At 42.7% G+C, this 13,496-nt stretch carries 13 protein-coding genes; 12 read left to right on the forward strand and 1 reads right to left on the reverse strand.

Features of this window, described 5'->3' with window-relative positions; all coding sequences use genetic code 11:
- Nucleotides 1–131: 131 nt before the first annotated feature.
- The 6 genes from MKZ16_RS14750 to MKZ16_RS14775 all read left to right on the forward strand — a co-directional run bounded on the left by MKZ16_RS14750 (nt 132) and on the right by MKZ16_RS14775 (nt 6,154).
- Nucleotides 132–464 carry a PadR family transcriptional regulator gene (locus MKZ16_RS14750; RefSeq protein ID WP_076099345.1) on the forward strand — a complete coding sequence of 111 codons (333 nt, stop codon included), beginning with the start codon at nt 132–134 and terminating at the stop codon, nt 462–464.
- A complete protein-coding gene (locus MKZ16_RS14755) occupies nt 461–1,786 on the forward strand; it encodes an FtsW/RodA/SpoVE family cell cycle protein (RefSeq protein WP_076105571.1) in 1,326 nt (441 codons plus the stop codon). The genes MKZ16_RS14750 and MKZ16_RS14755 overlap by 4 nt, the downstream gene beginning before the upstream one ends.
- 59 nt (nt 1,787–1,845) lie before the next feature.
- A complete protein-coding gene (locus MKZ16_RS14760; RefSeq protein ID WP_052097010.1) occupies nt 1,846–2,757 on the forward strand; it encodes a hypothetical protein in 912 nt (303 codons plus the stop codon).
- A 14-nt stretch (nt 2,758–2,771) separates the two neighbouring features.
- Nucleotides 2,772–3,536 carry a M15 family metallopeptidase gene (locus MKZ16_RS14765; protein ID WP_218642595.1) on the forward strand — a complete coding sequence of 255 codons (765 nt, stop codon included), beginning with the start codon at nt 2,772–2,774 and terminating at the stop codon, nt 3,534–3,536.
- A gap of 130 nt (nt 3,537–3,666) precedes the next feature.
- Nucleotides 3,667–4,407 (forward strand): copper amine oxidase N-terminal domain-containing protein, encoded by a 741-nt coding sequence (locus tag MKZ16_RS14770; protein WP_076105572.1) that lies wholly within the window; start codon nt 3,667–3,669, stop codon nt 4,405–4,407.
- A gap of 268 nt (nt 4,408–4,675) precedes the next feature.
- On the forward strand, nt 4,676–6,154 hold the full coding sequence (locus MKZ16_RS14775; RefSeq protein WP_143759078.1) for a DHA2 family efflux MFS transporter permease subunit: 1,479 nt from the start codon (nt 4,676–4,678) through the stop codon (nt 6,152–6,154).
- Between the two features lie 62 nt (nt 6,155–6,216).
- Here the strand turns inward: MKZ16_RS14775 and MKZ16_RS14780 are convergent, their stop codons facing one another.
- Nucleotides 6,217–7,110 (reverse strand): DMT family transporter, encoded by an 894-nt coding sequence (locus MKZ16_RS14780; protein ID WP_076105573.1) that lies wholly within the window; start codon nt 7,108–7,110, stop codon nt 6,217–6,219.
- A gap of 128 nt (nt 7,111–7,238) precedes the next feature.
- Between MKZ16_RS14780 and MKZ16_RS14785 the strand changes: the two genes are divergently transcribed.
- From MKZ16_RS14785 to MKZ16_RS14810, 6 genes are all read left to right on the forward strand, one after another.
- Nucleotides 7,239–8,114 (forward strand): LysR substrate-binding domain-containing protein, encoded by an 876-nt coding sequence (locus MKZ16_RS14785; RefSeq protein WP_036678309.1) that lies wholly within the window; start codon nt 7,239–7,241, stop codon nt 8,112–8,114.
- A 353-nt stretch (nt 8,115–8,467) separates the two neighbouring features.
- Nucleotides 8,468–9,217, forward strand: coding sequence for a sulfite exporter TauE/SafE family protein (locus MKZ16_RS14790; RefSeq protein WP_076105574.1), 750 nt, complete (start codon nt 8,468–8,470; stop codon nt 9,215–9,217).
- Between the two features lie 188 nt (nt 9,218–9,405).
- The gene (locus MKZ16_RS14795; protein WP_038570689.1) at nt 9,406–10,449 is read left to right on the forward strand and encodes a LacI family DNA-binding transcriptional regulator; all 1,044 of its coding nucleotides are present in this window, start codon (nt 9,406–9,408) and stop codon (nt 10,447–10,449) included.
- Nucleotides 10,450–10,459: 10 nt separating this feature from the next.
- The gene (locus MKZ16_RS14800) at nt 10,460–11,620 is read left to right on the forward strand and encodes a Gfo/Idh/MocA family oxidoreductase (protein ID WP_038570692.1); all 1,161 of its coding nucleotides are present in this window, start codon (nt 10,460–10,462) and stop codon (nt 11,618–11,620) included.
- Between the two features lie 25 nt (nt 11,621–11,645).
- Complete coding sequence (locus tag MKZ16_RS14805) at nt 11,646–12,368, forward strand: ThuA domain-containing protein (protein WP_076105575.1); 723 nt, start codon at nt 11,646–11,648, stop codon at nt 12,366–12,368.
- A gap of 20 nt (nt 12,369–12,388) precedes the next feature.
- Nucleotides 12,389–13,492, forward strand: coding sequence for a Gfo/Idh/MocA family oxidoreductase (locus MKZ16_RS14810; RefSeq protein WP_076105576.1), 1,104 nt, complete (start codon nt 12,389–12,391; stop codon nt 13,490–13,492).
- Nucleotides 13,493–13,496: the final 4 nt, after the last annotated feature.

The raw sequence follows: 13,496 nt of genomic DNA on the forward strand, positions 1-13,496 counted from the left end.
TATAAATCCCGTAGAATGAGCCGAATCCGGTCCAAGGATGCAGATCAACTACTATGATGAGTGAAATTTGTTTAGTGGATCAGATACATCCACGTCAATTGTAAAGTTTAGAATTTAGGAGGTGTTAGCCGTTGAAAGTAAGTAAAGAGATGCTGAAGGGCAGTACGGGTACTTTGATTCTGACTCTTTTACTGGAGAAGCCATTATATGGTTATGAGTTGATCAAAGCGCTGGAGCTGAGATCTCAGGGTGTTTTTTCATTAAAAGAAGGAACCTTGTATCCGATTCTGCATGCGATGGAAAGTGAGCGCTGGGTAGAGGCTTACTGGATGGAGGTAGAGGGACGGAAGCGTAAGTACTATAGAATTCTGGAGGAAGGTAAAGAGAAACTCAAGGAGAAAAAAGCAGAATGGGTTATGTTCAAAGGTGCAGTTGACTCCGTTCTGGGAGAGGGTGGTGTATGATGAAAGAGAGGCAGCAGCAATTTTTGGATGTAGTGTGTGCAGAGATTAAAGCGAAAAAAACTCACCCAGAGATACGTCAAGAATTAGCTAGTCATCTAGAAGATTTAATTTGTGAAAAAGAAGCCGACGGTGTATCACGGGAAGAAGCCATAGCTTGGGCGATCGAACAAATGGGGAGCCCGCAAACGTTAGGGAAGGAACTTCATCTAATACATAAACCACATGTACCTTGGGGATTGTTTGGAGTTGTAGCTTTGTTATCCGCGATCAGTCTGATCGGAATGAGTTCTGTGGATGTAGGCTACAGTGATATCGTTAAGGGTTCTTTTTTGGATAATGCGTTTAGACGCCAAGCGATAAATATACTCATTGGAATTGTATTGATGTTTGGATTGTATTTTATCGATTTCAGAAAGGTGAAAAGTTTCTCGTGGGTATTATACGGAACATCAATAGCCGGAATTCTGTCGAGTATATTCTGGGGGATAACAATAAATGGAGTGAATTATGGTCCTAGGATTTTTTTGATCTTACCTGATATGACATCCTATCGTCCTTATGTTTTGATAGTCGCGTTAGCAGGGATTTTAGTGAATCGTAAGGAATCGGCTAAAAAGAAAACTTGGCGGAGTGGTTTGTTCAACATAAGCATTCTGTTAGCACCTGCCTTGCTTCTTATCTCTTTAAACTCTCTTCCAGAGCTTGTGGTGTATCTAATTTCTTCATTAGTATTATATGTATGGATTACTCGCGATTGGATTAAGAGTGTAGTATTATTAGGATTCTTTGTAATAGTTGGACTAATGTTCATCTTCAATAGCGACTACCTGATGGTCAGAATCATTAGTGCTATAAATCCCTCTTTAGATCCAGACGGTTATGGCTATATATACCAAGTAATGCGTGAAGTTATTAGTTCAGCGGGTTGGTGGGGGCACGGATTCGGAGCAGTAGAACAAAAGCTGCCGTATGTCTACTCAGATATGTTGCCTGTCTATCTTATTCATTGTTTTGGTTGGGCGGGGGCACTGCTTTTGCTGGCAGTTATCTCCTGGTTCTTCATCAAGCTTCTATCTACGATACGAGCGATTCGTGAGCCCTATGGACAAGCTCTAGTGTTGGGTTTGGCATTTTTGCTAGCGATAAGACTAACCTATGGTCTTGCTATTTTGAGCGGTGGAATGATGCTGACTTCTATCCCGTTCCCTTTCCTGAGCTATGGGAGTCATGTGTGGTTTGAATATGCGGCTATTGGACTTCTGATGGGTATTTATCGTAGGAAGGACATTGGAGGCGTCCAGAATAATACTGTACTAAGTTAGATTCAGGATCCTCTCGTATGTCTAATTATTAAGTATGAATACTTAAGGGAGGTCTTTTAATGGGATGGAAAAAAACAGGCTTGTTAAGTGTTGCCTTTGCCCTAGGCTCTATGGGAGGGTTTGGGAGTATACATACAACAGATACTGTAGCTGCCGCAACTGTGAAAGAATCTGCAAAAGTCTATAATCAATTCCAACAATATGTACAGAAGCCGGCATCTCTGGCTAACGCCCGGAATTATTTGATTAACCATATCAAAGAAGTGGATACCTGGACAGCAACTCAGATGACACTCCAGCTCGAAAATGCACAGAAGGCATATTTACCTGTGTACTCTGAGAAGGTTTTTCCGGAGAATGTTCAGAAAGAGATAAATAATGCTTTTTCCAAAAGCAAAAATCTAACCTACAGCACACTCCTTAATGCGATCAAAGATGCTAATGTGCGCAATATGTTAATTGAAGGACGGGATAAGGGATATAAGCTGGAGACTAGTGAGGGCATGTACTATCCAGTGATGCATTATGAGGGCTTCAAAAGCTTTAAGCCATATGTCACGAAGGACATCGCAGCTTACATTGACATCATGGCCACTGAATCGAATCAACCAAGTGTTTTTGATGCAGCTATTGTGATTAGTTGGACAGAGTTAACGAACAGGGCGCTTGCACTGGAGGATTTTGTGACGAAATATCCAGCTTCCAATCGGTCAACCGTTCTTCAAAAAGAGCTGCTCAATGCAACTTCACGCTTATTATATGGATCAAGCAACACACCAGCTTATGACTATGATGAGCAAGTAATCAAACCTGAAGTGAAAAAGGCGTATGAGAATGCATTAAAAGGAAACAAAGGCGACACCAGAATCCTAATGATTTTAGAAAAACTACTACAGTTACTTGATTCCACGAATAATAAACTCACACCTGAAGTGGAGAAATTTCTGAATCAAACGGTTAATTCGAAATGAAGAGGCGGGATCTATTGAGAACCGGATTTAGAGGAACAAAAATCATAGTTTTCGCATTTGTGCTGTTGTTATGGACAAACACTATTGTTATGGGCAGCGCAGATGCAGCTTACGTTGGCTCATCTACAGACAATGTACTGCAGCAAATGCAGCTGGAGAAGAAACACCGTCTGCCGCAAGGATTTGTCTATTTGGATGAAGTGATTCCTACTGCCCATTTTGAAATTCGTTATTACGGAGACAATAATTTTGTAGGGAAGCGGATTGATGGATATAAAGCGCCTTTAGCGATCTTTTCAAGGACTGCGGCTACAGCCTTGAAGGCAGTAAGTGAGGATTTAGCCAAAAAAGGATATATCCTAAAAATCTATGATGCTTATCGTCCGCAGACCGCGGTGAATCATTTTGTAAGATGGTCACAGAATTCCGCGGATACTAAGATGAAGCAGCAATATTACCCGCTACTGGATAAACGTAATTTATTCAAACTCGGATTTATAGCGAAAAAATCAGGACATTCCCGTGGCAGTACCATCGATTTAACGATCGTCAATAAAGAGACAGGTGTAGATGTAGATATGGGCAGCCCGTTTGATTTTTTCGGAGATATCTCTTTTTATGATACATCGTTAATCACCAAGACTCAGAAAGCAAATCGCGCAATTCTCAAAGAGGTTATGGTGAAGCAAGGCTTTAAACCTTATAGTAAGGAATGGTGGCATTTTACGCTGATAAAAGAACCTTTTCCTAAGCAGTATTTTGACTTCAAGGTGGAATAGTTATTTAAAAGAAGCGGCTCAACATAATGTTGAACGGCTTCTTTTTTTGCTTGTCTTGATTATCCTTAGGATTAGCACATGCTGGAAACGCACATAATACTTGTAATAACTAAAGGGAGGTTTCGAGCGGATGATCAAAATGGCAGCGGTTGTTGTGTTAGGTGTTCTATTTTTAACTAATGGATTTGGTGGATTTGCCGCTCCAACAGTATGGGCAGACTCCGGCCAGGTTAGCGTAATTTTGAATGGTAAACTACTGGAAACTAATCCCCATTCAGCCTACAATAAGGGTTCCACGGTCATGATTCCGCTCAGAGAGGCTTTCAATGCACTGAAATATACAACAACATATCAAAAAAGTTCAGAAACTATAACACTAACAAGGATAAATGAAATAATTAAATGGAAGCTTAACGAACATTTAGTTAGCATCAATAATTCACAAGAGTTGTTTTTTAAAGATGATTTCGAATTCAGAGAGGATCATATCTATGTTCCAATCTCCTTTTTTAAGACAATTGGTTTAGTAACCTCATATGATGGGGAGTCCAATCAAGTTGAAGTGTATACCCCTGAAGTGACAGCGAGTGTTATAGCGGGGTTACTGGTCGGCGGTAAATATAATGAATTATCGGAGCGATATCATTATGATGTGGTCGTAAATAAGCCAAGCTCCAATGAATTACTGGAAGACTGGAAGCAAATTACGGTAAAAGCCGGGAATTATCATGGGATTAAATCTACAAAAAGTAGCTATAACGAGGATAAATTTTCTATCCGCTGTGTATTGGATTTTGCAGAGATAGAGATTCCACTTGAAATTATATTGAACACATCGGGCAAAATTATAGAATTAAGAGAGACGCTCTAATCGGAAAATGATTCCATGATGACTATGCACATTTCCCAAGCAAGAAGATTTAAGGGGATCATGCATAGTCTTTTTGCTGTTCTAATATACATTTCAAGATAATTTCTGAAGGGTATCGTAAACTCGATGTGTTTTTAATGGAAAAAATGGTTTTATTTGTTGACTTCGAGATTCATCGAATGTAAATTAAAATTTGAAATAATCAATAAAACATTTAATTAAATTAGAGAAATGAGTGGAGTACTGGATGACAAAAACTATGACTGGAATGAGTACTGCAGAAGATCAACCATTTTCGTTAAAAGCAATCATCCCCCCGCTTCTTGCTATTATTGTCGGTATGATTATGGTTATTCTGGATGGTACTGTTGTGAATGTGGCCGTTCCCAAGCTGGTTGATTATTTTGCTTCCGATCTCAAAACGATTCAGTGGGCGATTACGGGTTATACTTTAGCTTTAGCGGCTGTAATCCCACTCGCGGGCTGGATGACCGATCGTTTTGGATCGAAACAAGTTTTTCTGGCAACTCTTACGATGTTTATTCTTGGCTCTATGTTATGTTCGGTTGCACAAAGCTCATCTCAGCTCATTATTTTTCGAGTCATTCAAGGTCTTGGCGGGGGGATGGTTGCTCCCATTGGGATGGCGATGGTTTTTAAATTAGCTCCAGTAGAACGTCGAGGTTCTATTATGGGGATGCTTGGTATTCCAATGCTCTTAGCTCCGGCACTCGGTCCAGTCTTATCCGGTTGGCTGGTGGAGTACGTAAGCTGGCACTGGATCTTTCTGATTAATGTACCTATTGGAATCGTTGGCATTATTCTTGGTGTTAAATATTTGCCGAATTCTGAAAAAAAGAGCAAAGGCAAACTCGATATCCTAGGCATTATCCTTGCCCCAATTGCCTTCTCTATGTTGGCTTATGGGGTGAATGAAGGCGGTGGAACAAGCTGGTCGTCTACTCCCGCTATTGTTGGCTTATCTGTTGGAGGGGTTGCATTGATCCTTCTTGTCATTGTGGAGCTGCTTCACAAAAATCCGCTTTTACAACTGCGAGTTTTCCGTTCGTCGGATTTCACTCGGGGTATTATTTTAACTTGGGTTATGCAAGCTGCTTTGTTTGGGTCCATGTTATTTGTGCCCCTTTACCTGCAGCAGATTCGAAGCTATACCCCGCTGGAAACCGGTCTGATTCTACTTCCGCAGGCTTTAGCTTCAGCAATCGGAATGCCGATTGGCGGCAGGTTGTTTGATAAGATCGGGGCTCGTCCGCTGGCGTTTGTTGGACTTAGTATCATTACGGTCACCTTGTTCCTGTTATCCGGAATTAGTGTTACAACAAATTTATCGTTAATTATGACATACCTGGGTTTCTTAGGTTTTGGTATGGGTCTAACGATGATGCCTTTGAATACTCATGTCTTGAATGCTGCTCCACGTGAATGGGTGGGAAGTGTAACTTCACTTACTGCTGCTGCTCAACAAGTCGTTGTTTCATTTGCTATAGCTGGAATGACAGGTTACCTGACTAGTCAGATCGCTGTTCATATGGGAGCACTGAAAGCGGGAAGTAATCCTTTGACAGCCGCAGTTAGTGGTTTTGATGATGTGTTCTTCCTGTCTGGCTGCATAGGTGTGGTAGGTATATTAATGAGTATTATTTTGCGCAAGCCTAAGCTTTCCGCTGGCGATCCTTCCTCTGGAGAGGGACAGAAGGCAGATGCGGCGATGATGATGGGGCATTAATTGAACCAATAAACATAGAAAAGGCGTCGTTCAGCTTGTATAGTTGAACGACGCCTTTATTGTTATAAATGCTCTGGTTTCTTCTGAGCCCACGATGCGGGGAGTGTTGCTTTACCAAGCAATTCAGAAGCCACGATTCCGAGCAGAACAAGCGCTGCGCCAGCATAACCCTGCATCGATAACTTCTCAGCAGCGAACCAATAACCAAACATCGCAGCGAAGACCGGCTCAAGGGAGAAGATTAGTCCGGTGCGGGTCGGTGATGTATATTTTTGAGCAATAGGTTGCAGGATGAAGCCACAGGCACTGCATAAGATACCAAGCGCAAGAATTGCAGTCCAACCTGGCAAAGTAGACGGTAGCGTAGGTGTCTCGAAGAGTGCGGACAACACTAAGGCCAACCCTCCGGCAAATCCTAACTGCAAGATTCCGATATTCAGGGAATCACATTCTTTTACCGCCTTGCCTGTAAATAAGATCTGTACCGCGTAGAACACTGCCGAAAGGATACACAGGAAATCACCCGGCTGAATAGTTAAGGTTGCATTTAAGGTAAGGAGTCCAATCCCGGCTATGGCGAGGATGGAGCCGAACACTTGTGGAGGTGCAACTCTTTTTTTGAAAATAACTCGATCCAAGATCGGTACAAAAATAACCGTCAACGCAACTAGGAATCCTGCGTTTGAGGTGGTGGTTGTTTGAAGTCCGAAGGTTATACATGTGAATACGCCGAGCAGGAGGAATCCGAGTAGGGCGCCATATTTTAATGTTTTGATGTCTACTCGTCTTAATCGTTTGTGGAATATCATAGCGGCTAATATAAAAGCAAGTCCGAAGCGCAGTGCAATCAGATTGAATTCGCCTAACGTACCTAACCCCATTTTCATAAATATGTAGGAGGAGCCCCAAAATAATGTTACAACTAACAGCAGCAGCTCAGCTTTGAGCGGTTTCATCTCTTCATCCATCCTTCTTCAATTTCAACTCAATATAGTATAATACGGCTCTATACATAAGGTAACTGAATGTTTATCATAGAATACATGAGTAAAACTTATGCAATTTATAAGGGTGGGAACAGAGGTTGAGCATTAATAAATATGAGATTTTTCTGAAAGTTGTGGAGCTAGGCAGCTTAACAAAAGCAGCAGATGTACTGGGTTTTACGCAATCCGGAATTAGTCACACCATTAGCAGCTTGGAGATGGAGTTTGGGTTCGCGTTATTAATTAGAAATAGATCCGGTGTGAAATTGACGGTAAACGGAGAACAAGTTCTGCAGCCTATCCGTGAAATCTTGAAGTGGAACGAGAAATTGAAGCAGGAGGTAGCGGACATCCACGGGCTAGAGATTGGCACGATTACCATCGGTACGTTCACCAGTGTGTCTGTGCATTGGCTGCCAGGGATGATTAAGCAATTTCGCAGTGAATACCCTTATATAGAAATCAAGCTGATGGAAGGCGGTTATTTGGAGGTTGAGCAATGGATAGAGGCTGGAGTCGTAGACTGCGGTTTTATTTCACTGCCTACACGTGAGAAGTTTGACGTAATTCCTTTAAAAAAAGACCGGATGTTAGGGATTGTATCTAAAGAGAATCCGCTAAGCACGGAGCCCTTTCTTTCCTTATCGCAAATTGCTAAAGAGGATTTCATTATCCCGAAAGCAGGTTCGGATTATGATGTTAGACGTGTGCTGGATAAGGCGGGTATTAAACCTAATGTTAAATTCTCAGCAGGTGATGACTATGCCATTATGTCGATGGTGGAGAAAGGTCTTGGCATTAGTATTTTGCCAGAGCTTGTCTTAACCCGGCAAAATTATAATGTGGCTATGCTAGAATTGGAGGAACGTAGTTTCAGATCGTTAGGAATTGCTGTCCACTCTATGAAATACGCTTCTCCCGTCACCAAAAAATTTCTAAAGCATGTGCAAGTGTGGCTGAAAGATAACACCTAAATGAATACGTCAGAAAATAAGAAACTGATACCTCATCAACGTTAGGGGAATCAGTTTTTTTAGATACTTAGTTGTTTTTTAGAAAAAGGGAAATACATACGGGCCCCTGTAATCGATTTTAAGGGGTTTTCGTTAACTATATGTATATCTCCATTATTGTGTAGTTGTAACGTCGTTTGGATGGTTTTTAGGGATGTTATAATGCACGTTTGTTCTCTATCGATATCTGTTTTTTAACTAATGATATGTTATAATTAGAAGAGTGGGAAAAAGAAATGTATTCCAGATGATCTGTCTATGTGATGATTTTATACACAATTACGGATGGATGAGATTAGGAGGGGGATAAACGATTGTCCGTTACAATAATTACACTAGTCGTAGTAGCAGTATTTATAGGTGCCTTGATGAGAACCATGTTTGGTTTTGGTGAAGCGATTGTGAGCATGCCACTGCTTGCACTGCTCCCGATTCCTATACATACCTCAGTTTCTTTGATTGGATTGGCAGGCCTCACGGTTGCCTCACTTACAGTTGTGAGTGGGTGGCGGCATATAGAACGACCTATTCTGATTCGATTAGCACTCTCAACAGTGATAGGAATTCCTGTAGGACTAGTTATGCTTTATTTAGCACCTGCAAGTGTAATTATGACTGGACTTGGTATATTTTTGATTGTTTATGGAGTTTATTCAGTGATTAAGAAGAGAATAGTTAAGACGATCGATCATCCCTTGCTTAAGGCAAAAGGCTGGGTGTATCCCTTCGGATTCGCTTCGGGTGTACTTGGCGGTGCTTATAACTTTAATGGTGTCCCGGTCGTGATCTATGGTACTTTACGACAGTGGAATCCTGATCGCTTTCGGGGTACGTTGCAAGCTCATTTTCTTATTTCTGGTGTACTTGTTGTAACTGGTCATGCTATCGGGGGATTGTGGACTACGGATGCTCTTGTTCTTTATGGATATTCTATTCCAGCAATTATCTTAGCTACAGTGCTCGGTGTATATGTGAATAAACGTATTCCTGCTAAGAAATTTGAGAGTTACTTATTTCTGATTATCATTTTACTTGGTGTCCTATTGCTAGTACCTCGCGGATAGTTGAAAAGAAATAGAAAGACGTTCTTCTCCTTAGTGTATATGAACGTCTTTTAAATTTATCCAATCTTAGGGTTGACGAAGAGCCTTGTTCATGAGAAAATGTACGCGCGTACATTAAATGAATGCGTTTTCGAATAGTATATTGAACGAGGCTAAATGTCACTGTTCATAACCTATGAGAAGGAGGAATTTATATCGCCAGCCGTAAAGAGGTTGCCGAGCTTGCAGGTGTGTCAGAAGCCACAGTATCTCGCGTGTTAAATAACGTTGGCCCGATTAAGGAAGAAACGAAGGAACGTGTGTTGGCAGCTGCTCTGAAGCTAGGCTATACCCCTAGTTCACTCGCTCAGAGCTTTGCACGTAGACGGAGCGGGAACTTGGGTGTAGTGATGCCTTATTTGCCGAAAGCCCGCTTGTTCTCCACATATTATTTTTCGGAAATATTAAGTGGAATAGGGAGCAAGGCGCGAGAAGAGGGTTATGATCTGTTAATGCTGTTTCGGAATGCCGAAGAGCCAATGGATTATAGCGGGTTGTTTAAGATGCGGAAGATCGATGCTTGCATTGTGCTTGGCGCTAAAGAAGAGCCAGGTGAGCTAGCCTCACTCCGCCGTTTGAAGGAAGAAAACCATCCTTTTTGTCTGATTAATCAGCATTTTGCAGGGGAAGCTTTTCACGAGGTGGATGCCGATCATGTCGAAGGAAGCTGGCAAGCGGCTAAACACTTACTGGAACAAGGTTTTACGAGGATTGCTTTTCTAAATGGGCCTGAATCTTATTCCAACAGCCGAGATCGTCTAACGGGGTATGCCCGCGCTTTGGCAGAGGTGAATCTTTCTGTAGATTCTTCACTTTTGTTCGAAGGTAACTTCAGCCGGAAAAGCGGGATTATAGCTGCCCAAGAAATGTTGCCTCTGCTGGATGAGATTGATGCGATTATGGTCGCCAATGATCGGATGGCCATTGGTTTGCAGCAAGGGCTGCAGGAGCTAGGAATACCAAGGGATCGCCTGCCAGCTATTGTGGGTTATGATGATTCGGAAGCTGCGGAGCTTACCACACCTGCATTAAGCAGTGTGCGGGTTCCCTTTTACGAACTAGGTGAACTTGCCGCAGCCCAAATCATTGAATTGCTGGGAAACAATCTGGCAGATATACCCGCACCAGCCGTACAGATCAAATTACCGACAGAACTAGTTATACGAGCTTCATCTAAATCTATCAACACTTAGGAGGATTAAGATGAAACAGCTTCGCATTGGAATGATCGGTTATAAATTTATGGGTAAAGCCCACAGTAATGCTTATCGCAGTTTGCCTATGTTTTTCCCGAAGGCGCTTAAACCGGAAATGTCTGTAATCTGTGGACGTAATAGTGAAGCGCTTGAAGAAGCTGCATCGCAGTTAGGCTGGGCGGATTGTGTTACGGATTGGAAGGATCTGATCGCTCGAGAGGATATTGATCTTATAGATATTAATGCTCCCAGCAACGCGCACAAGGAGATAGCTTTGGCAGCAGCCAAAGCAGGTAAACATATTTTTTGTGAAAAACCACTTGCGCTGACCTTGGCAGATTCCCGTGAAATGCTGCAAGCTGCTGAAGACGCGGGAGTTACACATATGGTTGGTTTTAATTATCGCTTTTCTCCGGCAGTTCGACTGGCTAAGAAGCTCATAGAGAGTGGGCGTCTGGGAAAGATTTATCATTTTCGGGCTTGGTTTCTACAAGATTGGATAATAGATCCGGATTTCCCTTTAGTATGGAGACTGCAGAAGGATATCGCCGGTTCAGGTTCGCATGGAGATTTGGGGGCGCATCTTATAGATTTGGCTCATTTCTTAGTAGGCGATATGAAGGAAGTAATCGGCATGAGCGAGACCTTCATAAAAGAGCGTCCGCTTGCCGCTGAAATGACTGGTTTAAGCGCTAAAGGAGATAAAGATGCACCCAAGGGTAAGGTTACCGTTGACGATGCCACCTTGTTTTTAGCCCGTTTTGATAATGGTGCTCTGGGCAGCTTTGAAGCTACAAGATTCGCAGCGGGTCATCGCTCTACCAATTCTTTTGAGATCAATGGGAGTCTTGGTAGTGTGAAATTCGACTTCGAACGTATGAATGAATTAGAAGTTTATTTGACCTCGGATGCCGAGGATGTACAAGGTTTTCGCCGTGTGCTGGCGACCGATCCTGCTCATGAGTATGCAGAGGCTTGGTGGCCGCCTGGTCATACGATTGGTTTTGAACATACGTTTATTCACGAAATGCTGGAGCTTTCTAACGCAATTGAAGAAGGTCGTCAGCCAGAACCAAATTTCAATGATGGAGTGAAATGCCAAGCGGTGTTAGAGGCTGTAGAACGCTCTATTGATGAACGCCGTTGGGTCGATTTATCCGAAATGTAATCTAACCTTAGAAGGAGTGCTGAAGATGAGAAAAGCATTGATTGTATGGGGCGGTTGGGATGGTCATGAGCCTGAGCAGGTAGCTGATATAATCGCTAAAATGTTGCAAGAGGAACAGTTTGAAGTTGAAGTATCGAATACACTGGAGGCTTTTGCTGATGCAGATAAGCTTCTTGGACTAGATTTGATCGTGCCGGTATGGACAATGGGCACAATCGAGCAGGAACTTGTGAATAATGTCTCCGCAGCTGTACAACATGGAACAGGTCTTGCCGGTTGCCATGGCGGGATGTGTGATTCTTTTCGTAATAATGTAGATTGGCAGTTTATGACGGGTGGACAATGGGTAGCTCATCCTGGTAATGACGGCGTTAACTATACCGTAGAGATTTGTCAAAGCTCAAGTCCTCTGGTAGAAGGATTAGAAGATTTCAGCATTTGCTCAGAGCAATATTATCTGCATGTAGATCCAGCTGTTGAAGTTCTTGCTACGACTCGTTTTCCAGTAGTTGAAGGGCCTCATTCGTATAATAAGGCTGTTGATATGCCAGTAGCTTGGACAAAACGTTGGGGCTTGGGCAGAGTTTATTATAATTCACTCGGGCATCATGCGGACATTGTAGATCAGCCGCAAGTGCGTGAAATGATGCGCAGAGGATTAATATGGGCAGCTGAAGGTAAAGCGCAGGCATTATCCAATGTTATGGAGGTTAGTAATAGCTATAGTGGAATGGCAGACAGTCAATAAATTCTGGGAGCGATCAGCGAATGGATAAAGTCAAAGTTGGTATTATTGGATGCGGTAAAATCAGTAGTATCTATATGGAGAACTGTCAAAAGTTCGAGATCCTTGATCTAGTTGCATGTGCGGATTTAGATTTGGTGAGAGCACAAGAACAAGCGGATAAATACAATATTCCAAACGTCTATACCACAGAACAATTACTGAATGATCCAGAGATAGAAATCGTAATCAACTTAACGATACCAGCTGTTCATGCGGAAGTATGCCTGAAAGCTATTGAAGCGGGTAAACATGTATACGTTGAGAAACCTCTAGCTGTGACGAGAGAAGAAGGACGCAAAGTTCTGACTGCGGCGCGGGAAAAGGGAGTACTTGTGGGCAGTGCACCGGAGACGTTCTTCGGAGCGGGAATTCAAACGGTTTTGAAGCTGATAGATGAAGGAGTAATTGGCGAACCTGTTGCAGCTACTTCGTTTATGCTGGGCCGTGGACATGAGCATTGGCATCCAGATCCGGAATTTTATTATGCCGCTGGTGGAGGTCCAATGTTCGATATGGGTCCTTACTATTTGACGGCTTTGGTGCAGCTGCTGGGTCCTATTCATACGGTTAGCGGAATGACTGGGAAAGCGCTGGAAGAACGTACGATTACAAGCGAGAAGAAATTTGGGAAAAAAATTCCTGTTCAAATTCCAACTCACGTAGCCGGAACCTTACGATTTGAAAATGGTGCCATTGCAACGTTGATTACAAGCTTTGATATCTTTGGCGGGAGCAACCTGCCGCATATAGAAATCTACGGAACGCTAGGAACGATTCAAGTTCCAGACCCGAATAACTTTGGGGGTCCCGTGAAACTCCGGCTTATGGGTGAGAATGAGTGGACGGAACAGCCGTTGTTGTCAGGGTATGATCAGAATACCCGCGGGATTGGACCAGCAGATATGGCTTACGCCATTCGAACGGGTAGAGGGCATCGTGCCAGTGGAGAACTGGCTTATCACGTATTAGAAGCAATGTGGGCTTTCCATGATTCTTCTGATGCTCATTCATTCTACGAAATGGAAAGCACCTGCACTCGTCCTGCGGCACTTCCAATCGGTCTTGCTCCTTACACTTTGGATTAGAGAA

Origin of the sequence: Paenibacillus sp. FSL R5-0928 (genome assembly GCF_037970385.1) — a bacterium.
GTDB lineage: Bacteria > Bacillota > Bacilli > Paenibacillales > Paenibacillaceae > Paenibacillus_AQ > Paenibacillus_AQ odorifer.

What these genes read in the sequence shown, in the direction of transcription:
- MKZ16_RS14755 (WP_076105571.1), top strand. Translation starts at nt 461, where the DNA reads ATGATGAAAGAGAGGCAGCAGCAATTTTTGGATGTAGTGTGTGCAGAG.
- MKZ16_RS14760 (WP_052097010.1), top strand. Translation starts at nt 1,846, where the DNA reads ATGGGATGGAAAAAAACAGGCTTGTTAAGTGTTGCCTTTGCCCTAGGC.
- MKZ16_RS14770 (WP_076105572.1), top strand. Translation starts at nt 3,667, where the DNA reads ATGATCAAAATGGCAGCGGTTGTTGTGTTAGGTGTTCTATTTTTAACT.
- MKZ16_RS14775 (WP_143759078.1), top strand. Translation starts at nt 4,676, where the DNA reads ATGAGTACTGCAGAAGATCAACCATTTTCGTTAAAAGCAATCATCCCC.
- MKZ16_RS14780 (WP_076105573.1), bottom strand. Translation starts at nt 7,110, where the DNA reads ATGAAACCGCTCAAAGCTGAGCTGCTGCTGTTAGTTGTAACATTATTT.
- MKZ16_RS14800 (WP_038570692.1), top strand. Translation starts at nt 10,460, where the DNA reads ATGAAACAGCTTCGCATTGGAATGATCGGTTATAAATTTATGGGTAAA.
- MKZ16_RS14805 (WP_076105575.1), top strand. Translation starts at nt 11,646, where the DNA reads ATGAGAAAAGCATTGATTGTATGGGGCGGTTGGGATGGTCATGAGCCT.
- MKZ16_RS14810 (WP_076105576.1), top strand. Translation starts at nt 12,389, where the DNA reads ATGGATAAAGTCAAAGTTGGTATTATTGGATGCGGTAAAATCAGTAGT.